The organism is Streptomyces sp. NPDC127197, assembly GCF_042672405.1.
Classification (GTDB): domain Bacteria; phylum Actinomycetota; class Actinomycetes; order Streptomycetales; family Streptomycetaceae; genus Streptomyces; species Streptomyces flavusporus.
This window is the reverse complement of the sequence record NZ_JBHXVG010000001.1, coordinates 261,406-283,906: the sequence shown is the minus strand read 5'-3', so window position 1 is coordinate 283,906 and position 22,501 is coordinate 261,406. Positions and strand designations below refer to the sequence as shown.

Below are 22,501 nucleotides of genomic sequence, written 5' to 3'. Positions count from 1 at the left end.
GCATGTGACGCGGCGCCAGTTGGGATCGGCGGAGGTCGGCCTCGGTCTTCGAATAGATCTTCGAATGGCGCCGCTGGGCTGTGCAGGATTCGCGCCCGGGCCGTCAGGAAGCGCCCCAGGCGTCGTCAGTTCCCGTGAGTGGAGGTGGAGCGTGAGCGAGCCGCGGTCCGCGCCGACGGTCGGCCAGGTCGTCCTCGGCCGACGCCTGCAGGATCTGCGGGAACGCGCCGGCCTCAAGCGCGAGGAGGCCGCCCGCATCCTCCGCGTCGCCCCCGCCACCGTCCGCCGTATGGAGACGGCCGAGGTCGCCCTCAAGATCCCGTACCTCCAACTGCTCCTCAAGGCCTACGGCATCCCCGACGACGAGTCCGAGGCCTTCGTGCAACTGGCCGAGGAGGCCAACAAACCCGGCTGGTGGCAGCGGTTTCACGACATCCTGCCCGGCTGGTTCTCGATGTACGTCAGCCTGGAGGGCGCCGCCGCCCTCATCCGCAGCTACGACCCCCACTTCGTGCCCGGCCTCCTGCAGACCGAGGACTACGCGCGCGGTGTGCTGAGGTCGGGCGCCGTCGGCCAGACCCGGCCCGAGGACATCGAGCGCCATGTCGACCTGCGCATGCAACGCCAGGAACTGCTCACCCGTCAGAACGCGCCCCGGCTGTGGGTCGTGATGGACGAGACCGCGCTCCAGCGCCCGGTCGGCGGTCCGGAGGTGATGCGTGCGCAGATCGACAAGCTGCTCGAGGCCACGAAGCTGCCCAACGTGACGTTGCAGGTCGTCCCGTTCGCCACGGGTCCGCACCCCGGCACGTACGGGCCCTTCGTGCTGTTCCGATTCGCCATGCCCGAACTGCCGGACATGGTCTACAGCGAGTACCTGACCGGCGCCGTCTATCTCGACGCGCGCGCCGAGGTGGCGACCCACCTCGAGGTCATGGACCGCATGGCGGCGCAGGCCGCCACGGCACATCGCACGAAGGAGATCCTCAGGGATCTCCGCAAGGAGTTGTGAATGGATCGCAGCACGTCCCAGCCCAGGCCGCGGATCCGCACCGAGCGGATCTACAACGGCATGCCCGCCCGGGAGTTGGGCAGCGAGGGCTGGCACAAGCCGTGGAGCGGCGGCAACGGGGGCAACTGCCTGGAGGCGATGAAGCTGGCCGACGGCCGGATAGCGGTCCGGCAGTCCACCGACCCCGACGGACCGGCGCTGATCTACACCTCCGACGAGATGACCGCGTTCATCGAGGGCGCGAAGGCGGGGGAGGCGGACTTTCTGCTGTCCTGAACCGACCTGACTGATTAAGAGTACTGATTTGATTAGTGAATTGATCACTTACCGCATTCGACGCTTACGGAGTGCCTCATGACCGGGCAGGACCCCACCGGCGCCATCCAGATCGACACCAGCAAGCCGCATCCCGCGCGCATGTACGACTGGTACCTCGGCGGCAAGGACAACTACCCGGTCGACGAGGAGATGGGCAAGCAGATGCTGGCCCTCGACCCGCGCGTGCCGGTCATGGCGCGCGTCAACCGCGCCTTCATGCACCGGGCCACCCGCTGGCTGGCCGGAAACGGCGTACGGCAGTTCCTGGACATCGGCACCGGCATCCCGACCGAGCCGAACCTGCACCAGGTCGCCCAGGCCGTCGCGCCCGACGCGCGCGTGGTCTACTGCGACAACGACCCGATCGTGCTGGCCCACGCGGCGGCCCTGCTGCGCAGCACGCCCGAGGGCGTGACCGAGTATCTGCAGGCCGACGTGCGGGATCCGGCCACCATCATCGAGGAGGCCAGGAAGATCCTGGACCTGAGCCGGCCCGTGGCGCTCTCCCTCGTCGCGCTGCTGCACTTCGTCTCCGACGAGGACGGCGCGCACGAGCTGGTCGCCGGCCTGCTGTCCGAACTGCCCTCCGGCAGCTACCTGATGATGACCCACGCCTCCGCCGACTTCACGCCGGAGGAGTCGGCGGCGGCAACCGCGAAACTGAAGGCCGCGGGCGTCACCCTGGCACTCCGCTCCCGCGCCGAGTTCGCCCGGTTCTTCGACGGACTGGAACTGGTCGAACCGGGGGTCGCCGTGGTCCACGAGTGGCATCCGGAGCTGGGGGAGCCCGTGCCGGGGCAGGACGACGGGGTCATTCCCGGGTATGGGGCGGTGGGGCGCAAGCCGTAGGGCTGCCGAGGTTTCACGGCGGCGGTGGCACCCCGCTTCTGCGGCACGATCCGCGCCGGACAGCTCTAGACCCTCATGGGCCGGTCATACGGCCCTATGGGCGCCGGCAGCCGTGAACTCCCCGTCAGATGGCGGTCGACGGCGGCTGCCACCGCCCGCCCCTCCGCGATCGCCCACACGATCAGCGACTGCCCGCGCGCGGCGTCCCCGGCGGCGAACACGCCCGGGACGTTGGTCGCGAATCCGGCATCCCGTGCGATCGTGCCGCGCGGCTCCAACGCCAGCTCCAGCTGGTCGATGAGGCCGTCCGCCCGGTCGGGCCCGGAGAAACCGAGCGCCAGCAGCACGAGGTCGGCCGGGAGTGCCCGCCCGGTGCCCGGCACGGGGCGCCGCTGCGCGTCCACCTCGACGAGGTGCAACGACCGCACATGTCCGTCGGCGTCACCGGTGAAGCGGAGCGTCGACGCCGCGAACAACCGGGCGTCGGCGTCCGCCGCCGGCGCGGTCCGCAGAGCACCGGCCTCCTCGTGCGCGGCCGACAGCCGGTAGATCTTCGGGTACGTCGGCCAGGGCTCGGCGTCCTCGTCGCGCTCGGCGCCGGGCTGGGCGTAGATGTCCAGCTGTGTGACGGAGGCGGCACGCTCGCGTACGGCCGTGCCGAGACAGTCCGCTCCCGTGTCGCCGCCACCGACGATCACGACATGCTTGCCGACGGCGGACAGCGGGGAGACCTCCAGATCTCCCTCGCACACCCGGTTGGCCAGCGGCAGATACTCCATGGCCTGATGGATACCGTCCAACTCACGCCCCGGAACGGGAAGTTCACGCCACGCGGTCGCCCCGGTCGCGATCACCACCGCGTCGTAGCGCGCCCGCAGCTCCGCTGCCCCGATGTCCCGCCCGATCACCGTCGACGTACGGAACTTGGTCCCCTCGGCCTGCATCTGCTCCAGCCGCCGTTCCAGATGGTGCTTCTCCATCTTGAACTCCGGGATGCCGTACCGCATCAGCCCGCCGAGCCGGTCGTCCTTCTCGTACACCGCCACGGTGTGGCCCGCCCGGGTCAGCTGCTGAGCCGCGGCAAGTCCGGTGGGTCCCGACCCGATGACCGCGACCGTCCGCCCGCTGAGCCGCTCCGGCGGCCGCGGCGGCGCGAAACCCTCCTCCCAGGCCCGGTCGGCTATCGCGCACTCGACGTTCTTGATCGTGACCGCCGGCTGGTTGATGGCGAGCACACAACCCGCCTCGCACGGCGCCGGACACAGCCGACCCGTGAACTCGGGGAAGTTGTTGGTGGCGTGCAGCCGGTCGCTCGCCGCCCGCCAGTCGTCGCGGGAGACAAGGTCGTTCCACTCCGGGATCAGATTGCCCAGCGGACAGGCCTCGTGGCAGAACGGGATGCCGCAGTCCATACAGCGGTCGGCCTGTTTGTTGATGATGGGCAGCAGCGCCCCGGGGACATAGACCTCGTTCCAGTCCCGCACCCGCTCCTCGACGGGCCGGCGGGGCCAGTCCTCGCGGGGGGTGGTCATGAAACCCTTGGGATCGCCCATGGCCGATTTCCTTGCGTACGCGTACGACAGGCCGTGCATCTTCGGGCGGCACTCTTTCGGCCACGATACGTCCCGTCGGCCATGGGTGCAGAGTGTGGGACAGCGCTTTCTGGCGGGTTGACCGGGGGCCTTCCGACCACGCGGGCGTCGTCACGTGAGCCCCAGCACGTACAGCACCGCCGCGGCAGCCGAGGCGATCATGCGGACGTGGTTCCATGCCGTCCACTCCCTGACGTACGTGGGCCAGTACGCGGCCGCCTCCGGTGTCCCCGCGTCGAGCTTGAGCAGCGCGTTGTTGCGCGGCACGTTCGCGAGCACGGTCACGCCGAACGAGCCGATCAGATACAGCGCGCTGCCCAGCAGCAACTCCACCGCCCCCTCGTCCGGCCAGACCACCAACGTCACCACGGCGATCACCGCGCACAACAGCGCCGACCCGAGGAACACGATCATGAAGGCCGGTTGTACGGCCGTCACGTTGATCGCCTTCATCGCGGCCACGCCCTGTGCGGGCGGCAGCGCGGCGAGTCCTCGCATCACGAACGTCGAGAAGGCGCAGAAGACCCCGGCCACCAGGCCTGTCCCGAGCACTCCCAACGCCGTCAGTACGAAGTACGGCCCATTGATCATGTCGCCCTCATCTCCCACTTCGGACCGGGCCCGCGCCCAGCCCATCCTTGATCACGACTCACCACTCACCGCTCCCCACCAGTGAATGTCCGCACAGGAACCCGGACCATGCCCCATCGCCGCACCCGCATACGCGAGCGTCCAGGCTGGGGCGGGCCATGGGAGGCCAGCCGAGCCGGGGGAGGGGGGTGGCGTGCCGTACGCCGATCCGCTGCCGGCACCGCCAACTGCCCATGGCCGTCGCTGGAACGGCTGCGATGACTACGGAAAGTAGGAGCCCGCCTCCCGCCACCCCCGCAGCACCGTCTCCACCGCCGCCGCTGTCCGCCGCCGTGCCTCGTACCTCGCCACCCCGTTCATCAGCAGCTGGTCGTACGGCGTGTCCACATGCCGTACGGCCGCCACGACCGCCGATGTCACCGCCCCCTCGGTGAGCGCCCGCCCGGCCGCGCTCCGGCCCACCCGCCCGCTGCCCCGCACGGACGCGTGCGCCGCGATCGCCCGCGCCCGCTCGGCCGGACACCTGGGAAACAGCCGCAGGATCTCCGCCGCGAACGCCTCCGTGAACCGGTCGTCCTCGACCGCCCTGCGCTGCGCGTCCCTCGCCCGGCGCCGCCGTCGGGCCTCCGCGTCCGCCAGACACCGCTCCTCGGCCCTGGTGAGCCCCTCCTCCTCGACGAGGACGCCCTGACGCTCGTACCGGCTCTTGCGCCGGTTGAACCGCATGACGATCACCGACAGCGTGCTCTCCTCGCGCGCCCTGCGGGTCAGCGCGGTGTCCCCGCGCGGCAGGAACACCAGGTGCCCGAGGTCGGCACAGTCGAGGCACCGTGGCACGCCCTCCTCCAGGACCAGCAGCGACAGTGGTCCCCGCCGGCACGCGGCACAGCGTTTCTTCTTCAGGGGCTGGATGGCGACGAGTCCGGTAAGGGACGAAGGAGTCACGGGCACTGCCTTGTCCGTCATATCCGCTTCCTGATCCGCCATGTCCGCTTCATGCCCGCGGACCCCTGGGATTTACGCCGTACCGCCGACCTCGTACCGCACCTCACCTCACCTCACCCGTCTCCCCGCGCATGGGCTCACTCGCGACTGTCCGCCGCCGACCGCACCGGGAGCCCGGCGCCCGGCCATCGGTGCTTTCGGCAGCGCGCGGCATCATGGCCCTGTGCGACTCGAAGCGATCACCTGGGACCGGCTCGGCGACCGCCTCGCCGAACGCCTGCTCGACCTGGAGCCGGCCGACGGTGGTCCCTGGCCGCGGATCGCCTTCGACGGCGCCCCGGCGGCCCGGCCCGGAGACCTCGCCGAGCGCGTCCACGAGGCGCTGCGCATGCGCGGCCGCCCGTCGCTGGTCGTCGGCACGGAGGGCTTCCTGCGCCCCGCCTCCCTCCGGCTGGAGCACGGCCACCAGGACGTGGACGCCTACTACGACGGCTGGTTCGACACCGGCGCACTGTGGCGCGAGGTCTTCGGCCCCCTCGAACCCGGCGGCGACGGGCGCATCCTGCCCGATCTCCTGGACCCGGTCACCGACCGCGCCACCCGCAGCCCGTATGTCCAACTCCCTCCCGGTGGCCTCCTGTTGCTGCACGGTCCCCTTCTCCTGCGCCACTGGTTCCCCTTCGATCTGACGGTTCACCTCCTCCTGTCGCCGGGCGCCCTGCGCCGCCGTACGCCCGAGCCCGAGCACTGGACCCTCCCCGCGTTCGAGCGCTACGAGCACGAGACCGATCCCGCCGGCACGGCCGACGTCCTGGTACGCGCCGACGATCCGCGCCGCCCGGCCTGGAACGGCTGAGCGGAGTATGTGATCAATCCTTTCCGTGAGCGCCTCCCCGTGCCCGCTCCGGCTGCCGGGGGTTCCGGGTGCGTGCGCTGCGCGACCCGGCGAGAATGTAGGGCGCCGGGACTAGCGGTGTGTCCTGCGCCGCGCCGGCCGTCCGGCACCGGGAGGTACCCCATGACCACCGCCGGAGAAATCATGCACCGTGGTGCCCAGTGGATCCCCGCCCACGAGACTCTGGACCGTGCCGCCCAGCTGATGCGCGAGCTCAACGTCGGAGCCCTGCCCATCAGCGACGCGAACGAACGGCTCTGCGGCATCCTCACCGACCGGGACATCGTGGTCGGCTGTGTGGCCATGGGTCACGACCCGGCCAAGGTCACGGCGGGCGAGATGGCCAAGGGCACGCCGCGCTGGATCGACGCCGGCGCCGATGTCAGCGAGGTGCTCCAGGAGATGGAGGACCACCAGATCCGCCGTCTGCCCGTCATCGAGAACAAGCGCCTGGTCGGCATGATCAGCGAGGCCGACCTGGCCCAGCATCTGACGGAGGACCAGATCGGCGCCTGGGCCGAGCGGGTCTACGCCAGGAGCACGGCACGCTGACCCGATGCCCCGCCCCGCCGGCACCGCGGCCCCGCCCGGCGCGCATCACGGGCCCGCTCAGAGCCAGCCGTTGCGCCGGAAACCGCGGTAGAGCACCAGGCAGACGAGGGATATGACGCCGATGACCATGCCGTAGCCGTATCGCCAGTGGAGCTCCGGCATGTGGTCGAAGTTCATTCCGTAGAGCCCGCAGACCATCGTCGGCACCGCGACGATCGCGGCCCATGCCGTGATCTTCCGCATGTCCTCGTTCTGCGCGACCGTCACCTGGGCGAGGTGGGCCTGCAGGATCGAGTTGAGCAGCTCGTCGAAGGCGGCTATCTGCTCCGTGGCCCGCTGCAGGTGGTCGGACACGTCGCGGAAGTAGGCCTGTATCTCCGGTTCCACCGCCCGGATCGGCCGGTTGGCGAGATCCGCGAGCGGACGGCCGAGTGGGACCACCGCACGCTTCAGCTCCAGGAGTTCACGCTTGAGCTGATAGATGCGGCCGGGATCGGCTCGCGCGCCGTTCTCCGCGAAGACATCCGTCTCGACGTGCTCGATGTCGGCCTGTACCGAGTCGATGACGTTGAGGTAGTCGTCGACCACATGGTCCGCGATCGCATGCAGCACCGCGGACGGCCCCTTGGCGAGCTGGCCGGGCTCCGCCTCCAGCTCCTCGCGCAGCGGGCCCAGCGAACCGTGCCGTCCGTGCCGCACACTGATCACGAAGTCCTGGCCGACGAACACCATGATCTCGCCGGTGTTCACCACCTCGCTCGTGGCCGTGAGTTCCTCGTGCTCGACGTAGCAGACCGTCTTGAACACCGCGAACAGCGTCTCCCCGTACCGCTCGACCTTCGGGCGCTGATGTGCCTCGATCGCGTCCTCGACGGCCAGCGGATGCAGGTCGAACAGCTCGGCGATGCCGGCGAACTCCTGGTTCGTCGGCTCGTGGAGACCGAGCCAGACGAAGCCGTCACCGCTCTTGCGCACCCGCTCCACCGTGTCGACCAGGTCGCCGCCTACGGGGACGCGGCCCCCTTCCTCGTACGCCACGCAGTTCACCACCGAGGAGCCCAGCGGGGATCGCGCGGGGTGGCTCAGGTCGACACGCCTGCGCCGCCGGGCCAGCCGCGCCACCTTGCGGAGGCCGTCGACCGTGCCGAGGCTCGTGACCTTCCGCAGATTCCCTGCCATGGACATCTGGATCTCCTTGCTCGGATCCCCTCGCGCCGCATCCTGCGCCTGTCGCGCCAGTGTGCCAGGGCCGCGTGAGCGGCGGGTAAGCCTGTGGAAACCACGGGTTCCGCTTGGTTCCGGCCTGTGGACAACGGGAGTTGGCCTGTGGGGGCCCGTGGCGGTCCCGTGGCGGGAATCACGCCGCCTGACGTCCGGCATGTGCCGACCGCCCGTCTCGATGCGCCCGGCGCCCGATACCTCGTCCACCTCGTCGTCCATCTCGTCGCGGACCTTCCGTCGCACCGGAGCGTCGACCCCTCCCGGCAATTCGGATAAATGGGATGATCGCGGCATGATGCCAACGGACGGGTCTCTCCTCGACAACCGGCAGCCCGGGACGGGAGCGCGCTCCGAGGCCCTCACCACCCTCCGACACCATGGACCTTGCCGCGGTTCCGATGATTCCGGCGTGGGGACGCAAGGGGGGGACATGAGGGGAACTGCCGCGCCCAGGAGGCGGTCGACAAGGCGGGCCAGGCTCGCCGTTCTGCCTGCTGTCAGCTGCTCACCGGAGGCCTGCCGCCCACCTGTTCGACCGCCCGCGCACCCGCCAGACACCCGTCCGCCGCCGCGGCCTCGGGCTCGGCGCCGGCGAGCAGGGCGGTGAGGAACGCGCCCGTGAACGCGTCGCCGGCACCGGTGGTGTCCAAGGGCCTCGCCGGTGCGGCGGGCACCCGCGTGTGCACGGTCCCGGAGCGGGCCACCAGGGCCCCGTCCGCCCCCTGCTTGGCGACCACCAGCGGGACGTGGCGGCTCAGTTTCGCCGCCGCGTCCGCCGCATCCGGCAACCCGGTCAGCAGGCACGCCTCGTCCTGGCTGGGCAGCAGGACCTCCACCCCTTCGACCGACGCGAGGAAACGGTCGACGCCCAACTCCGCGAGGAAACCGGCCGACGCCGGATCCAGACTCACCGGCACCCCACGTGCGCGTGCCGACGCCAGGGCCAGCGCCACCAGCGCGCGGCTCTGCTCGGAGAAGAGCAGATAGCCGGACAGATGCAGCCATGCGACGCCGTCGAGCAAGGTGTCCGACCAGTCACCGGGCTCGAGACGCAGCGAGGCACCGCTGTCGGTGAGGAACGTCCGCTCTGCCGAAGCGCCCGTGTCGACGAGGCAGATCACCGTCCCGGTCGGCGCCTGCGGATCGATGACCAGACGTGACCGCACCCCGGCGGCGGCCAGCTCCCGCTCGTGCCAATCCGCCGCGTCCTTCCCCACCCGCCCGAGCAGCCGCACCTCCGCACAACCCCAATGGGCAGCCCAGCAGGCCACATTGGCGCCCGCGCCACCGGGCACCGTCCGGATCACAGCGGCCGTGTCGGTACCCGCGGCCAGAGGCCCTCGATGCCGGGCGACGACGTCCGTCACCACGTCCCCGACCACCAGCAGCGCACCGCTCGGGGAGCCACGGCGGGTCGAAGCGGCCCCCTGCCCCGGCGTCCCCGAGCCGCTCACGCCCCGGCCCAGGCCGCCGCGATCCGCCCCGCCAGCCGTACGTTGCCGCGTACTGCGGCCAGGTTGGCCCGCAGCGAGGCACCGTCGGTGTGCCGCACCAGATGGTCGAGCAGGAACGGTGTGACGGCCTGGCCGCTGACTCCCTCCTCCTCGCAGGCCCGCAGCGCGTCGGCGAGCACGCGTGCGTGCAGCCCGGGATCCAGTTGCTCCGCCTCCGGAACGGGGTTGGCCACGATCAGCGCCGAGTCCGGGACACCGAGCGCGTCCTGGGCCCGCATGACCTCCGCCACCTGCTGCGGGCTGTCCAGGGTCCAGTCCACCGGGTGTCCCGAGTCGGAGAGGTAGAAGCCGGGGAAGCGGTCCGTGCCGTACCCGGCCACCGCGACGCCCAGTGTCTCCAGCCGCTGCAGAGTCGCCGGCACGTCCAGGATCGACTTCACCCCCGCGCACACCACCGTGATCCGCGTGCGCGCCAGCAGGCCCAGGTCGGCGGACTCGTCCTGCGTCACCGTCCACTGCCGGTGCACCCCGCCGAGCCCGCCGGTGGCGAAGACCCGCACTCCGGCCAGCGCCGCCAGCAGCGCGGTCGCGGAGACCGTGGTCGCCCCGCTCGCCCCGGAGGCAACGGCGAGGGCCAGGTCGCGATGGCCCAGCTTGCGGATCCCGTCCTCGTTGGCGACCCGCTCCAGCTGCTCCTTGTCCAGGCCGACCCGAGGCCGCCCGTCCAGCACGGCGATCGTCGCCGGGACGGCGCCCTCCTGCCGTACGGCCTCCTCCAGCTCGAGCGCCACCTGCAGATTGCGCGGCCGCGGCAGCCCGTGCGCGATGATCGTGGACTCCAGGGCCACCACGGGCCGGCGCGCGTGGACCGCCTCCCGCACCTCTTCGGACACCACCAGCGTCACGCGCCTGCCTCCTGTCTGTCGGTCTTCCCTCATCTCTGGCGGGCGGCGGGCCCCGTCAAACCCTTGCGGCCGGTGAGGGACGACACCAGCCTGGGGAACATGACGGACAACACGACACGTCTCGATCACGTCGTCCTGTGGGTGCGCGACCCGGTCGCCGCCGCCGACTTCTACGAGAAGGCGGTGGGCCTGGAGCCCCTGAGGGTCACCGAGTTCGCCGCGGGCGAGGTGTCCTTCCCTTCCGTACGCCTCAATGACGAGACCATCTTCGACCTCGCACCTCTCAGCATGGCCGAACGCATGAACATGCTCCCCGACGCCGCGGGAAGCGCGGGCCACCCTGTCAACCACGTCTGCCTGGCACTGTCGGAGCACGACTTCGACGCACTGCGCACACGCCTGGAGGAGCGCTCGGTCCCTGTCTCGGACATCTCCCGCGACTCCTTCGGCGCACGCGGCAAGGCACCCCGCAGCTTCTACTTCCGCGATCCGGACGGCAACGTCCTGGAGGCACGTCACTACGCGTGAGGGGGCCCGGGCCTCAGAACAGAGGCTCGGGCAGCACGCCCTCCAGCGCCAGCAGCCTCCGCTTGGTCTCCAGACCGCCGCCGAACCCGCCGATGCCGCCGTCGCTCTCGACGACCCGGTGGCAGGGCACGACCACCGGCAGCGGATTGGAGCCCATCGCCATGCCCACCGCCTGGGCCGCGCCCGGCTGTCCGACCCGGTCGGCCAGATCGCCGTAACCGACCACCGTGCCGTAGGGCACGCCGGACGCCAGCTCGCGCAGCACCTGACGGCTGAAACCCGAGATCAAAGACCAGTCCAGCGGCAGCCGGAAGTCCCGCCGCTCACCCGCGAAGTAGGCCTCCACCTGACGTATCGCCTCGGCCAGCAGAGGAGAGCCGGGTGCCTCGACCGGCTCGGCGCCCAGCCGGGACGCCAGCCGGTCGAGCGCCCTGTCACGCACCGCGTCCGTGGCGTGGAACACGACGTTGACCAGGCCCTCGGTCGTCGCGGCCAGCAGCAGCGGACCGATGTCGCTGTCGACGACGGTCCACACGACCTGCTGCTCGTCCTGCCCATGGCTGTCCATGCGCCCACCGTACGACCCGCCACTGACAATGACCGGCGACCGGCCCCGGGACCCGTCACTCCCCGCCGAGCGCCTCGCGCACCACGTCGGGCTTGTTGGTGATGATGCCGTCGACGCCGTACCTGGCGACCCGCCGGGCGGTGGCCGCGTCGTCCACGGTCCAGGTGAAGACCTCCAGCGGCCTGCCGTGGGCGCCGGTGACGCCGTGGACGGCGGAGACATAGCGGGCCGAGAGGGTGCCGTACGACGGGTTGATCTGGTCGACGAAGCGCGCGTACCCGGAAACCTCCGCCATGGACGGTGTCCCGAGGAAACCCGTCCTGACGGCGGGCTTCAGTTCGTGCACCGTCCGCACACTGTCCGCGCTGAAGCTCTGCACGATCAGCCGGCCCGTGAGGTGCTCACGATCGAGCCAGCCTTCGTTGCCGAGGAGCTTGAGCGTCTGCTGCTCGATTCCCGGATACAGCTCCGGCTTCTTGATCTCGAGAAGGAGCTTCTGGTGATGGTGCTCTACTCGACGCAGGTACTCCTTGAGCGTCGGCACGCGCGCGCCCGCGTAGGAGGGGGCGAACCAGCTCCCCGCGTCGAGGCGTGCGATCTCGGCGGCCGAGAAATCCTTCACCTTCCAGGGCGCGCGGTCGGGGAAGACCTCCTCCACGTCGGTGGTGCGCTGCAGGCTGTCGTCGTGGATCACCACGAGCTCGCCGTCCTTGGTCCGCTGCACATCGTTCTCAACCCACTGGATGCCCAGCTCGGCCGCCTTGTCGACGGCGGCGAGGGTGTTCTCGGGCGCCTGCGCCGAGGCGCCCCGGTGGGCGATGACCACAGGCTGCTCGGCAGCGCTGTCGGCGCCTGCGTCGGCGGCAGGGAGCAACAGGGCGACGGACCCCAGGAGCGCGGTGGTCGTGGCGGCAACTGCGCGCGCGTGCATGCGTACTCCTCGCGTCGAAGAATCACGGACGGCTCCACCGTGACAGCAGAGGGTCAACGCCAGAGGGGTACAGGATGGCCACAGATTGAATGGTGATGCCCGAGACCGCTCACCGCAGCGGCACAACTGAGGCAGGGACGTGTTTCTTTGCCGGAAAATCGTTCGAGCATTCCGGTGCGAGTCATACTCTCTGCCTCAACCCTGACCGTTCGTTGCGGTCCTGGGAGGGGGCGCACATCAGGGCATTCCGGGACGGAAGAGGGCGGAAGGGCAGCCGCGCATGCAAGGCACGGTCGACGGATTCAGCTACGGCCTCGTCACACCCGTGGTGGCCTACCTCATGGCCTGCCTCGGCGGTGCACTCGGCCTGCGCTGCACCACGAGATCCATGCTCGTGGCCGGTTCCTGGCGCCCCGGGTGGCTCGCCCTGGGCTCCACGGCGATCGGTTCCGGCATATGGACCATGCACTTCGTCGCGATGATGGGCTTCAAGGTCGAAGAAGCGCCGATCCACTACGACAAACCGATGACGTACGCCAGCCTGGGCATCGCCATCGTGATGGTCGGCATCGGGATCTTCATTGTCGGCTACCGGGGCGCCAGGGGCACCGCCCTGTTCACCGGAGGCACCATCACCGGCCTCGGTATCGCGTCGATGCACTACCTGGGCATGGCCGGCATGCAGCTGAACGGCAAACTGGAGTACAACACGCTCACCGTCGCCGCCTCCGTCGTCATAGCCATGGTCGCCGCCACGGCCGCCCTGTGGGCGGCCGGACAGGTCAGAGGACTGTGGTGGAGCGTGGGCGCCAGCCTCATCATGGGGCTCGCGGTCAGCGGCATGCACTACACGGGCATGGCAGCCCTCAGCGTCCACCTCCACGCCCCCGCCGACCCCTCCGCGGGCGACTCCCCGGCGGCGCTGCTCGCCCCCATGCTGATCGGCCCCCTCGCCTTCCTCTGCCTCGCGGGCGTCGTCGTGCTGTTCGACCCCCTCATGGTCATGGGCAAGCCCCACTGGCCCCGAGCCGAGGACAAGCCCGGCGTCCCGGCCCACGCTCCCGACCGGCCCCACCAGCCCCGCCGCATCGCGCTCCGCACCCGCCGACACCCGACCCGCCAGCGCTCCCGCACCCCGCAGAACTGGTGATCCGAGCCTGTTGTCAGTGCGGGGTCGTACGGTGGATTCCATGCGGCCCGTTTCCAACATCGAACGCACGGTGGCGCCCTTCGAGGTCGTCAGCCCCTACCAGCCGAGCGGCGACCAGCCGACGGCCATCGCCGATCTCGCCCGGCGCATCGAAGCCGGTGAGAAGGACGTCGTCCTCCTCGGTGCGACCGGCACCGGCAAGTCCGCCACCACCGCGTGGATGATCGAGAAGCTTCAGCGCCCCACCCTGGTGATGGCCCCGAACAAGACCCTGGCCGCCCAGCTGGCGAACGAGTTCAGAGAGCTGCTGCCGAACAACGCCGTCGAGTACTTCGTCTCGTACTACGACTACTACCAGCCCGAGGCCTACGTCCCGCAGTCGGACACCTACATCGAGAAGGACTCCTCGATCAACGAGGAGGTCGAGCGCCTGCGTCACTCCGCGACCAACTCGCTGCTCACCCGCCGCGACGTCGTCGTGGTCGCCTCGGTGTCCTGCATCTACGGTCTCGGTACGCCGCAGGAGTACGTCGACCGCATGGTCCCGCTCAGGGTCGGCGAGGAGATCGACCGCGACGAGCTGCTGCGCCGCTTCGTGGACATCCAGTACACGCGCAACGACATGGCCTTCACCCGCGGCACCTTCCGGGTGCGCGGGGACACCATCGAGATCTTCCCGGTCTACGAGGAGCTGGCCGTCCGCATCGAGATGTTCGGCGACGAGATCGAGGCGCTGTCCACCCTCCACCCGCTCACCGGTGAGATCGTCAGCGACGACGAGCAGCTGTACGTCTTCCCGGCCTCCCACTACGTCGCGGGCCCCGAGCGCATGGAGCGGGCCATCAACGACATCGAGAAGGAACTCGGCGAGCGCCTGGCCGAGCTGGAGAAGCAGGGCAAGCTCCTGGAGGCCCAGCGCCTCAGGATGCGGACGACGTACGACATCGAGATGCTCCGCCAGATCGGCACCTGCTCCGGCGTGGAGAACTACTCGATGCACTTCGACGGCCGCCTGCCCGGCTCCGCGCCGAACACCCTGCTGGACTACTTCCCCGAGGACTTCCTGCTCGTCATCGACGAGTCGCACGTCACCGTGCCGCAGATCGGTGCCATGTACGAGGGCGACGCCTCCCGCAAGCGCACCCTCGTCGAGCACGGCTTCCGGCTGCCCTCCGCGCTGGACAACCGCCCCTTGAAGTGGGAGGAGTTCCAGCAGCGCATCGGGCAGACCGTCTACCTCTCGGCGACCCCGGGCACCTACGAGCTCTCCCGCGGGGACGGCGTCGTCGAGCAGATCATCCGCCCCACCGGCCTGGTCGACCCGGAGGTCGTCGTCAAGCCCACCGAGGGCCAGATCGACGACCTGGTGCACGAGATCCGCACGCGCGTGGAGAAGGACGAGCGCGTCCTGGTCACCACGCTCACCAAGAAGATGGCCGAGGACCTCACCGACTACTTCCTGGAACTCGGCATCCAGGTCCGCTATCTGCACAGCGACGTCGACACCCTGCGCCGCGTCGAGCTGCTGCGCGAACTGCGCTCCGGCGAGTTCGATGTGCTGGTCGGCATCAACCTCCTGCGTGAGGGCCTGGACCTGCCCGAGGTCTCCCTCGTGGCGATCCTCGACGCCGACAAGGAGGGCTTCCTGCGCTCCGGCACCTCACTGATCCAGACCATCGGCCGCGCGGCGCGCAACGTCTCCGGCCAGGTCCACATGTACGCCGACAAGATCACCCCGGCGATGGAGAAGGCCATCGAGGAGACCAACCGCCGCCGGGAGAAGCAGATCGCGTACAACAAGGCGAACGGCGTCGACCCCCAGCCGCTGCGCAAGAAGATCAACGACATCGTCGCGCAGATCGCGCGCGAGGACGTCGACACCGAGCAGCTGCTCGGTACGGGCTACCGCAAGGCGAAGAAGGACGGCCGCGGCACCAAGGCCCCGGTGCCTTCCCTGGGAGAGCACGCGGTCAAGGGCGGGAAGTCGGCCAAGAGGGCCAAGGGCAAGGCCGGGGAAACCGTGCCCACCGACCGCCCCGCGGCCGAACTCGCCGAGCAGATCGAGGAGCTGACCGCGCGGATGCGCGCCGCAGCCGCGGACCTGCAGTTCGAGATCGCCGCCCGGCTGCGCGACGAGGTCTCCGAGATGAAGAAGGAACTCCGCCAGATGAAGGAGGCGGGACTGGCCTGACGGGCCACGGAGGCCTCAGTGACCTCGCCGGGAATGCGCTGTGTTGCAAGACCGACACAAAGTGCGGACCGGGGTACGGCACTGTCAGTGCCCCTGCGTAGGGTTCTGGTCATCCGCGGCATCGCGGCAACAGGGGAATGCTCGAGAGGGGAAACAGCGCGTGACCGTCAACATGACCAAGGGTCAGGCCATCAGTCTGCAGAAGAACGACGGCGGCAGCCTGACCGCGGTGCGCATGGGTCTCGGCTGGCAGGCGGCCCCGCGCCGCGGCCTGTTCGGTTCGCGCACCCGGGAGATCGACCTCGACGCCTCCGCCGTCCTGTTCGCGGACAAGCAGCCGGTCGACGTCGTCTTCTTCCGCCACCTGGTGAGCGACGACGGCTCCGTTCGGCACACCGGTGACAATCTCGTCGGCGGTGTCGGCCAGGGCGGCGACGACGAGGCGATCCTCGTCGACCTGCAGCGCCTCCCGGTCCACATCGACCAGATCGTCTTCACCGTGAACTCCTTCACGGGCCAGACCTTCCAGGAGGTGCAGAACGCGTTCTGCCGCCTCGTCGACGAGACCAACGGCCAGGAGCTCGCCCGCTACACGCTGGCGGGCGGCGGCCAGTACACGGCCCAGATCATGGCGAAGGTGCACCGCAATGGCCCGGGCTGGACGATGACGGCCCTCGGCAACCCGGCCAACGGTCGCACCTTCCAGGACCTGATGCCGGCGATCCTGCCGCTCCTTTAGCTCCTTTAGGACGGGCACGGCGAGCGGCACACGACACCGACACACGACACAGGGGGACGAAGGCGATGACGGCCGAGCTGGTGCGGGGGCAGAACCACCCGCTCTCCCAGGCCCGTCTCGAGATCCGGGTCTCGGCCGGCACGCCGATCGTGGCCGTGGCCACGCTCAGCGACGACCAGGGCAAGGTCCACACAGTGGAGCGGGTGGCCCACCCGGGCACACCCACCCTGCCCGGACTTGAGGTCCCCCGGCAGGCGGCCGCCGACCATCGCCTCGCGGTGGATCTGGACGCCATGCCGGACACGGTGCACCGCGTCCATGTGCTGCTCGCCCTGCCGGGCGGCGTCGGGGGAGGGCCGAACCGCTTCGGTGCCCTGGCCGCCCCCTTCGTCGCGGTCACCGGGCTGGACGGAACCGAGGTCGCCAGCTACACGATCACCGGTCTGGAAGCGGAAACGGCCGTCGTCGCCCTGGAGCTCTACCGCCGCCAGGGCGCCTGGAAGGTGCGCGCGGTCGGTCAGGGCTATGCGGGCGGGCTCGCCGAGCTCTTCACCGACCAGCACCTGCCCCAGGCCCACCAACTCGCCGGCACCATAAACGACGCCGTGGCCCGCGGACTGGCCCGCTCCGTGGCGGCGCCCCCACCGCGCACGGCGGACGGTGACCGCACGAGGCAGTCGGCCGCCCCCACCCCCGGCCCGGACCAGAGCGGCTCACCCTACGGCGCCCAGAGCCCCCAGGCCGGCGCGGGATCCCGTACGGGCTACCCCGGAGGACCGGCCTCGGCCGATCCGTCCGCCCTCACGGAGCCGTCCGCGCCCACCGCCGCGGGCCCGATCGACTACAACCATCCCCGTCGGCAGAACGGGGCGCCGCCCCCGCCCCCGCCGACCGCGCCCCCTGCGGCGCCGGGTCAGCCCGCCCAGCCCGTCGCGGGCGACGCCACCGGCTGGTCCATGGACGAGCGGCTCTACAACCAGGTGTGGGGCATGTTCGAGGACCTGGCCCGCACCGCGGCCGCCTACCGCAGCGCCGTCGACTTCGCCGAATCGCGCATGGACAAGGAGCTGGAGCAGGTCCTGTCCGACCCGCGCGGCCGGATCGGCGGGCAGGCCGACGCCGCGCGCGAGGCCGCCCGCGCCCGGCACACCCAGCTCGTCGACCAGGCCAAAGAGGCCCTCGACCGGGATGTCGCCCAGCTCACCGCGGAGGCCGCTGTCGTCGAACCCGCGCTGCCACCGGCGTACGCGGGCTGGGACAACCCCGTCTGGCACGGCTACCGGGTGCCGATGGAGATGCCGATGGCCCTGCGCCTGGGCGAGCTGCATCTGCCCGAGTGTGCCCAGCTGCGCATCCCGATGCTGGTCCGGTTGCCGCTGGAGCGCGGCCTGTGGATCGACAGCGGACGTGCCGGGGCACTCGACGGCTCGTTCGCCGACTCGCACGATCTGCGGCGCCTGGCGATGGAGTCGGCGGTGGCCCACGCGACCCGGCTGCTCGCCGTCCATCCGGCGGGCGAGTTCACCGTGCATGTGATCGACCCGGCCGGTTCCGGAGCGCAGGCGCTGGCACCGCTGGTGCAGACCGGAGCGCTCGCGGCGCCGCCCGCCGTAGGTGCCGCCGGTGTGGCGGACGCCCTGGCCAGACTCACTCAGCGCGTCGACCTCGTGCAGATGGCGGTGCGGGGCGGCGCGGCCGACGCCCTGCCACCGGGCATGGACACCTCCCAGCACCTGCTGGTGGTCAACGACTTCCCGCACGGCTTCGACGACCGGGCGGTGACCCAGCTGCGCTATCTCGCCGACGAGGGCCCGGCCGTCGGCGTCCATCTGATGATGGTGGCCGACCGCGAGGACTCCGCGGGTTACGGACCGCTGCTCGACCCCCTGTGGCGTTCGCTTCTGCGACTGACTCCGGTGGCCGACGATCACCTCGCCGACCCGTGGGTGGGGCACGCCTGGACGTACGAGCCGCCGGTCGTGCCCTCCGGCAGTCAGGTGCTCCAGCAGGTGCTCACACAGGTGGCCGCGGCTCGCCGCGCATGGCACCGGTGACCGTCCCCCCGTCCGCGCCAAGTGCACGTAAAGGGATCTGACCAGCATCTTTGGTCATTCTTTTACTAACCGCTTTGCCTTTCCTTGGTGATTGGGTACTCTTTTCAGCACGGAGGGGAGTACTCCCTGACTACTGCGGCGTACCCGTCAATACGGATCAGGCCAGATCCCGGGGCGCCGGCCCGCTTATGGGTGGAAGAGACCTCCGGCAGCGACGACGCTGACTGACTGTTTGCCGTTACGTACTGCCGGAGGCGCAGTGGATGTTTCCCTGACCCTGTGGGTCCTGACCGTCGTAGGACTGGCCGCGCTGATCGCGGTCGACTTCTTCATCGGCCGCAAGCCACATGACGTATCGATCAAGGAAGCCGGGATCTGGACCGTCGTCTGGATCGTGCTGGCGGGCCTCTTCGGCCTCGGGCTGCTCGTCTTCGGCGGAGGCCAGCCCGCCGGTGAGTTCTTCGCCGGCTTCATCACCGAGAAATCGCTGAGTGTCGACAACCTCTTCGTCTTCGTGCTGATCATGGCGAAGTTCGCCGTGCCCACGCAGTACCAGCAGCGAGTGCTCCTCATCGGCGTGCTCATAGCTCTCGTACTGCGTGCGATCTTCATCGCCGCGGGCGCCGCGATCATCGCCAGCTTCTCGTGGGTGTTCTACATCTTCGGCGCCTTCCTGATCTACACGGCCTGGAAGCTCATCCAGGAGGCCCGGGCCGAGGAGGAGGACGAGGAGTACGAGGAGAGCAAGCTGCTCAAGGCGGCCGAGCGGCGCTTCGGTGTGGCCGACCGCTACCACGGCACCAAGCTGTGGATCCAGCAGAACGGCAAGCGGGTCATGACCCCGATGCTGGTCGTGATTCTCGCGATCGGCACCACGGACGTGCTCTTCGCGCTCGACTCGATCCCCGCGATCTTCGGTCTCACGCAGGACCCGTACATCGTGTTCACGGCCAACGCCTTCGCGCTGATGGGCCTCAGGCAGCTGTACTTCCTCATCGGCGGCCTGCTGAAGAAGCTGGTCCACCTGTCGTACGGCCTGTCGATCATCCTCGGCTTCATCGGCGTGAAGCTGGTGCTGCACGCCCTGCACGAGTCGGGGGTCCACGTCCCCGAGATCAGCATCCCGGTCTCGCTCGGCGTGATCTGCTCGGTCCTGGTCATCACCACGATCACCAGCCTCCGGGCCTCCAAGAAGCAGGCGGCGGCCGAAGCGGCGCAGGCGCAGAGCGAGGGCGCTCCGAAGGACAGCATCGACGCCTGACCACGCGGAGACGCGAGAGCAACGCAGCCAGGGCGGTGTGCGGCGGATTGCCGTCCACCGCCCTGGTCGTTCGCGCGGACATTGATGCCGAGACCGCACCCACCGAACCGATGGAGGAGACCAGGACGACCGCTGTCCCGTGGTGATGGAGCCCAACGCGCAGGGCGTGCGCAGGAGGAGGCGATGTGAAGCAGCGAACCCGAGACAACAAGGCCCACACCGACCGGAATGCGGGGTCCCGGCCCGTCTGCGACGATCGCCGCATGACCCCTCGGCTCAGGTCGCTCACGACCCGGTGGACGTCCCTCGTGCCGGTGCTCGCGGTGGTCCTGCTCGTCCTCACCTGGGGACGGGATCTGCCGGCCGCGGTCGTAGCGGTGGTCACCGTGGTGCTGGCCGGGGCGGTCCTGGCCGCCGTGCACCATGCCGAGGTCGTTGCCCACCGGGTCGGCGAGCCCTTCGGTTCCCTCGTCCTCGCCGTCGCCGTCACCATCATCGAAGTCGCCCTGATCGTCACCCTGATGGCCGACGGCGGCGCCAAGAGTTCGACCCTGGCCAGGGACACCGTCTTCGCGGCGGTGATGATCACCTGCAACGGCGTCGTCGGCCTCAGCCTCCTCGTGGGTTCCCTGCGCCACGGCACGGCCGTCTTCAACCCCGAGGGCACCGGCGCCGCCCTCGCGACCGTCGCGACGCTCGCCACACTCAGCCTGGTGCTGCCCACGTTCACCACGAGCAAGCCGGGCCCGGAGTTCTCCGGCGTACAGCTCACCTTCGCCGCAGTGTCCTCGCTGATCCTCTACGGCCTGTTCGTGGCGACCCAGACCGTACGGCACCGCGACTACTTCCTGCCCATCACCCGGCAGGGCGAGGTGATCACCGCGGGCGACCACGCCGAAGCGCCGTCCGCGCGCACCGCGTGGATCAGCCTGGCCCTGCTGGGGCTCGCGCTGGTGGGGGTGGTCGGACTGGCCAAGGGTGTGTCGCCCACCATCGAGTCCGCGGTGGCGGCCGCCGGTCTGCACCACGCCGTCGTCGGTGTGATCATCGCGCTGCTCGTCCTGCTCCCCGAGACCATCGCCGCGCTGCGCTCCGCCCGCCGCGACCGTGTGCAGACCAGCCTCAACCTCGCCCTCGGCTCCGCGATGGCCAGCATCGGCCTGACCATTCCCGCAGTCGCCCTGGCTTCCATCTGGCTCTCCGGACCCCTGGTCCTCGGCCTCGGCGCCACCCACATGGTGCTGCTCGCGCTCACCGTCGTGGTGACCTCCCTGACCGTGGTGCCGGGCCGGGCCACACCCCTCCAGGGAGGCGTCCACCTGGTGATGTTCGCGGCCTACCTGGAACTCGCGATCAATCCCTAGGGGCGTACGAGCCACCCATGGACGTCGTGCGTCAGCCGGCCGTCGCCTCTGCCGCCGCCACCCGCACCGGGCGGGTCTCCGGGAGCAGCGCGAAGCACCCCAGGCTGAGCAACGCAATGGTGGTGAGGTACGCGGCCACGCCCCAGGGCACCCGACCGCCCTGCTCGGCCAGCGCCGTCGCCACGATCGGCGTGAGCGCGCCCCCGAGGACGCCGCCGAGGTTGTAGCCCACCGCGGCGCCCGTGCAGCGCACCCGGGGCTCGTACAGCTCCGGCAGATACGCGGCGATCACGGCGAACATCGTGATGAACGCGAGCATCGCCCCGACGAAGCCCAGGAACATCGGCAGCGGCGCGCCCGTCGCGAGGAGCGCGACCATCGGGAACATCCACAGGGCGGCGGCAGCGCACCCGATCAGGCACAGGGGCCGCCGCCCGTACCGGTCGCCGAGCAGCGCCATCAGCGGTGTGAGCGAGCCCTTCACCACCACCGCGCCCATGATGCAGGTCAGCATGACGCTGCGGCTCACACCGAGCCGCTCCGTGGCGTACGCGAGCGACCAGGTCGTCACGGCGTAGAAGATCGCGTATCCGATCGACAACCCCCCGGCCGTCAGCAGGAGGAGCCGCCAGTGGTCGTGTACCACCTCGGCGAGCGGCACGCGCGCGGGGTCGTCGATTTCGAGGAACCGGGGGCTCTCGGCGAGCGACGACCGCAGCCACAGCCCCACCAGGGCCAGCACCCCCGCCGCCCAGAACGGCACCCGCCATCCCCAGGCGGCGAACTCGGCGTCGGACAGCGTCGCCGACAGCCCCAGCACCACGCCGTTGGCGAGCAGGAAGCCCAGCGCCGGCCCGACCTGCGGGAAGCTCGACCACAGACCCCGCCGATCGGCAGGCGCGTGCTCCACGGTCAGCAGCACGGCTCCGCCCCACTCGCCGCCGAGCCCCAGCCCCTGCAGAAAGCGCAGCACGAGCAGCATCAGGGGAGCGGCCACACCGATCGTGTCGTACGTCGGCACGCAGCCGACCGCGACCGTGGAGGCGCCGGTCAGCAGCAGCGAGGCGACGAGGACCGGCCGGCGTCCGTGCCGGTCCCCGATGTGCCCGAACAGCACCGATCCCAGTGGCCGCGCCACAAAGCCCACCCCGAACGTCGCGAAGGCGGCCAGGGTCCCCGCCACCGGCGAGAACGTCGGGAAGAACAGTGGCCCCAGGACCAGCGCCGCGGCGGTCCCGTAGACGAAGAAGTCGTAGAACTCGATGGCCGTTCCGGCGAGCGAGGCGGCCGCGAGCCGCAGCATGGAGGGCGCCCTTACGGTGCGTACGTCGTGCATGCTGCGTCAACTACCCACAGTGACGGCGGGTTACGGGGGCGCGCG

Annotated in this window: 21 protein-coding genes; 12 read left to right on the top strand and 9 right to left on the bottom strand. The window is 70.2% G+C overall.

The features are described from left to right. Positions 1-151 precede the first annotated feature (151 nt). The 3 genes from ACFVJQ_RS01385 (at position 152) to ACFVJQ_RS01375 (ending at position 2,179) form a co-directional block, all read left to right on the top strand. A complete protein-coding gene (locus ACFVJQ_RS01385) occupies positions 152-1,012 on the top strand; it encodes a helix-turn-helix transcriptional regulator (protein WP_129797316.1) in 861 nt (286 codons plus the stop codon). Next, positions 1,013-1,288, top strand: coding sequence for a DUF397 domain-containing protein (locus ACFVJQ_RS01380; protein WP_385509228.1), 276 nt, complete (start codon positions 1,013-1,015; stop codon positions 1,286-1,288). A gap of 78 nt (positions 1,289-1,366) precedes the next feature. Continuing rightward, positions 1,367-2,179 (top strand): SAM-dependent methyltransferase, encoded by an 813-nt coding sequence (locus ACFVJQ_RS01375; protein WP_385509227.1) that lies wholly within the window; start codon positions 1,367-1,369, stop codon positions 2,177-2,179. A gap of 65 nt (positions 2,180-2,244) precedes the next feature. Here the strand turns inward: ACFVJQ_RS01375 and ACFVJQ_RS01370 are convergent, their stop codons facing one another. The 3 genes from ACFVJQ_RS01370 to ACFVJQ_RS01360 form a co-directional block, all read right to left on the bottom strand. After that, positions 2,245-3,732 (bottom strand): glutamate synthase subunit beta, encoded by a 1,488-nt coding sequence (locus ACFVJQ_RS01370; protein WP_385509226.1) that lies wholly within the window; start codon positions 3,730-3,732, stop codon positions 2,245-2,247. A gap of 150 nt (positions 3,733-3,882) precedes the next feature. After that, positions 3,883-4,362 (bottom strand): DUF1772 domain-containing protein, encoded by a 480-nt coding sequence (locus ACFVJQ_RS01365; RefSeq protein ID WP_385780047.1) that lies wholly within the window; start codon positions 4,360-4,362, stop codon positions 3,883-3,885. 261 nt (positions 4,363-4,623) lie between these two features. Beyond that, positions 4,624-5,328, bottom strand: a complete 705-nt coding sequence (locus ACFVJQ_RS01360) for a DUF2293 domain-containing protein (protein WP_385509224.1) — start codon at positions 5,326-5,328, stop codon at positions 4,624-4,626. Positions 5,329-5,530: 202 nt separating this feature from the next. Here ACFVJQ_RS01360 and ACFVJQ_RS01355 point away from each other — a divergent pair, with 202 nt between their 5' ends. Both ACFVJQ_RS01355 and ACFVJQ_RS01350 read left to right on the top strand, forming a co-directional pair. Next, positions 5,531-6,163: a uridine kinase gene (locus ACFVJQ_RS01355; RefSeq protein WP_224740370.1), complete on the top strand. Its 633-nt coding sequence runs from the start codon at positions 5,531-5,533 to the stop codon at positions 6,161-6,163. Positions 6,164-6,325: 162 nt separating this feature from the next. Beyond that, positions 6,326-6,754 carry a CBS domain-containing protein gene (locus ACFVJQ_RS01350; RefSeq protein ID WP_224740369.1) on the top strand — a complete coding sequence of 143 codons (429 nt, stop codon included), beginning with the start codon at positions 6,326-6,328 and terminating at the stop codon, positions 6,752-6,754. A 57-nt stretch (positions 6,755-6,811) separates the two neighbouring features. Here ACFVJQ_RS01350 and ACFVJQ_RS01345 read toward each other — a convergent pair whose 3' ends face one another. From ACFVJQ_RS01345 to ACFVJQ_RS01335, 3 genes are all read right to left on the bottom strand, one after another. Further along, complete coding sequence (locus tag ACFVJQ_RS01345) at positions 6,812-7,939, bottom strand: magnesium and cobalt transport protein CorA (RefSeq protein WP_385509222.1); 1,128 nt, start codon at positions 7,937-7,939, stop codon at positions 6,812-6,814. A 533-nt stretch (positions 7,940-8,472) separates the two neighbouring features. Next, positions 8,473-9,429, bottom strand: a complete 957-nt coding sequence (locus ACFVJQ_RS01340) for a carbohydrate kinase family protein (RefSeq protein WP_385780042.1) — start codon at positions 9,427-9,429, stop codon at positions 8,473-8,475. Next, positions 9,426-10,367 carry a pseudouridine-5'-phosphate glycosidase gene (locus ACFVJQ_RS01335; protein ID WP_385509220.1) on the bottom strand — a complete coding sequence of 314 codons (942 nt, stop codon included), beginning with the start codon at positions 10,365-10,367 and terminating at the stop codon, positions 9,426-9,428. Before ACFVJQ_RS01335 ends, ACFVJQ_RS01340 begins: the two co-directional genes overlap by 4 nt. Before the next feature lie 66 nt (positions 10,368-10,433). Here ACFVJQ_RS01335 and ACFVJQ_RS01330 point away from each other — a divergent pair, with 66 nt between their 5' ends. After that, complete coding sequence (locus tag ACFVJQ_RS01330; protein ID WP_385509219.1) at positions 10,434-10,862, top strand: VOC family protein; 429 nt, start codon at positions 10,434-10,436, stop codon at positions 10,860-10,862. Positions 10,863-10,875: 13 nt separating this feature from the next. Here ACFVJQ_RS01330 and ACFVJQ_RS01325 read toward each other — a convergent pair whose 3' ends face one another. Then, on the bottom strand, positions 10,876-11,430 hold the full coding sequence (locus tag ACFVJQ_RS01325) for a methylated-DNA--[protein]-cysteine S-methyltransferase (RefSeq protein ID WP_385780038.1): 555 nt from the start codon (positions 11,428-11,430) through the stop codon (positions 10,876-10,878). Positions 11,431-11,485: 55 nt separating this feature from the next. After that, a complete protein-coding gene (locus tag ACFVJQ_RS01320) occupies positions 11,486-12,361 on the bottom strand; it encodes a glycerophosphodiester phosphodiesterase (protein ID WP_385780035.1) in 876 nt (291 codons plus the stop codon). A gap of 280 nt (positions 12,362-12,641) precedes the next feature. Here ACFVJQ_RS01320 and ACFVJQ_RS01315 point away from each other — a divergent pair, with 280 nt between their 5' ends. The 6 genes from ACFVJQ_RS01315 to ACFVJQ_RS01290 all read left to right on the top strand — a co-directional run bounded on the left by ACFVJQ_RS01315 (position 12,642) and on the right by ACFVJQ_RS01290 (position 21,120). Then, positions 12,642-13,511, top strand: a complete 870-nt coding sequence (locus tag ACFVJQ_RS01315) for an MHYT domain-containing protein (RefSeq protein ID WP_385509216.1) — start codon at positions 12,642-12,644, stop codon at positions 13,509-13,511. 40 nt (positions 13,512-13,551) lie between these two features. Beyond that, positions 13,552-15,702, top strand: a complete 2,151-nt coding sequence (uvrB, locus tag ACFVJQ_RS01310) for an excinuclease ABC subunit UvrB (protein ID WP_385780032.1) — start codon at positions 13,552-13,554, stop codon at positions 15,700-15,702. A gap of 160 nt (positions 15,703-15,862) precedes the next feature. After that, positions 15,863-16,441, top strand: a complete 579-nt coding sequence (locus ACFVJQ_RS01305) for a TerD family protein (protein WP_129797301.1) — start codon at positions 15,863-15,865, stop codon at positions 16,439-16,441. A 65-nt stretch (positions 16,442-16,506) separates the two neighbouring features. Beyond that, positions 16,507-18,495: a TerD family protein gene (locus ACFVJQ_RS01300; protein WP_385509214.1), complete on the top strand. Its 1,989-nt coding sequence runs from the start codon at positions 16,507-16,509 to the stop codon at positions 18,493-18,495. A gap of 259 nt (positions 18,496-18,754) precedes the next feature. Further along, positions 18,755-19,756 (top strand): TerC/Alx family metal homeostasis membrane protein, encoded by a 1,002-nt coding sequence (locus tag ACFVJQ_RS01295; protein ID WP_224738996.1) that lies wholly within the window; start codon positions 18,755-18,757, stop codon positions 19,754-19,756. 263 nt (positions 19,757-20,019) lie between these two features. Next, positions 20,020-21,120, top strand: a complete 1,101-nt coding sequence (locus ACFVJQ_RS01290) for a calcium:proton antiporter (protein ID WP_385780028.1) — start codon at positions 20,020-20,022, stop codon at positions 21,118-21,120. Positions 21,121-21,151: 31 nt separating this feature from the next. Here ACFVJQ_RS01290 and ACFVJQ_RS01285 read toward each other — a convergent pair whose 3' ends face one another. After that, on the bottom strand, positions 21,152-22,456 hold the full coding sequence (locus ACFVJQ_RS01285) for an MFS transporter (protein ID WP_385780025.1): 1,305 nt from the start codon (positions 22,454-22,456) through the stop codon (positions 21,152-21,154). Positions 22,457-22,501 lie beyond the last annotated feature (45 nt).

Excerpts from the sequence above, each read along its gene's own strand:
- ACFVJQ_RS01330 (WP_385509219.1), top strand. The coding sequence starts at position 10,434 with ATGACGGACAACACGACACGTCTCGATCACGTCGTCCTGTGGGTGCGC.
- ACFVJQ_RS01315 (WP_385509216.1), top strand. The coding sequence starts at position 12,642 with ATGCAAGGCACGGTCGACGGATTCAGCTACGGCCTCGTCACACCCGTG.
- ACFVJQ_RS01320 (WP_385780035.1), bottom strand. The coding sequence starts at position 12,361 with ATGCACGCGCGCGCAGTTGCCGCCACGACCACCGCGCTCCTGGGGTCC.
- ACFVJQ_RS01285 (WP_385780025.1), bottom strand. The coding sequence starts at position 22,456 with ATGCACGACGTACGCACCGTAAGGGCGCCCTCCATGCTGCGGCTCGCG.
- ACFVJQ_RS01375 (WP_385509227.1), top strand. The coding sequence starts at position 1,367 with ATGACCGGGCAGGACCCCACCGGCGCCATCCAGATCGACACCAGCAAG.
- ACFVJQ_RS01345 (WP_385509222.1), bottom strand. The coding sequence starts at position 7,939 with ATGTCCATGGCAGGGAATCTGCGGAAGGTCACGAGCCTCGGCACGGTC.
- ACFVJQ_RS01350 (WP_224740369.1), top strand. The coding sequence starts at position 6,326 with ATGACCACCGCCGGAGAAATCATGCACCGTGGTGCCCAGTGGATCCCC.
- ACFVJQ_RS01290 (WP_385780028.1), top strand. The coding sequence starts at position 20,020 with ATGACCCCTCGGCTCAGGTCGCTCACGACCCGGTGGACGTCCCTCGTG.
- ACFVJQ_RS01325 (WP_385780038.1), bottom strand. The coding sequence starts at position 11,430 with ATGGACAGCCATGGGCAGGACGAGCAGCAGGTCGTGTGGACCGTCGTC.
- ACFVJQ_RS01360 (WP_385509224.1), bottom strand. The coding sequence starts at position 5,328 with ATGACGGACAAGGCAGTGCCCGTGACTCCTTCGTCCCTTACCGGACTC.
- uvrB (WP_385780032.1), top strand. The coding sequence starts at position 13,552 with ATGCGGCCCGTTTCCAACATCGAACGCACGGTGGCGCCCTTCGAGGTC.
- ACFVJQ_RS01380 (WP_385509228.1), top strand. The coding sequence starts at position 1,013 with ATGGATCGCAGCACGTCCCAGCCCAGGCCGCGGATCCGCACCGAGCGG.
- ACFVJQ_RS01300 (WP_385509214.1), top strand. The coding sequence starts at position 16,507 with ATGACGGCCGAGCTGGTGCGGGGGCAGAACCACCCGCTCTCCCAGGCC.
- ACFVJQ_RS01335 (WP_385509220.1), bottom strand. The coding sequence starts at position 10,367 with ATGAGGGAAGACCGACAGACAGGAGGCAGGCGCGTGACGCTGGTGGTG.
- ACFVJQ_RS01370 (WP_385509226.1), bottom strand. The coding sequence starts at position 3,732 with ATGGGCGATCCCAAGGGTTTCATGACCACCCCCCGCGAGGACTGGCCC.
- ACFVJQ_RS01365 (WP_385780047.1), bottom strand. The coding sequence starts at position 4,362 with ATGATCAATGGGCCGTACTTCGTACTGACGGCGTTGGGAGTGCTCGGG.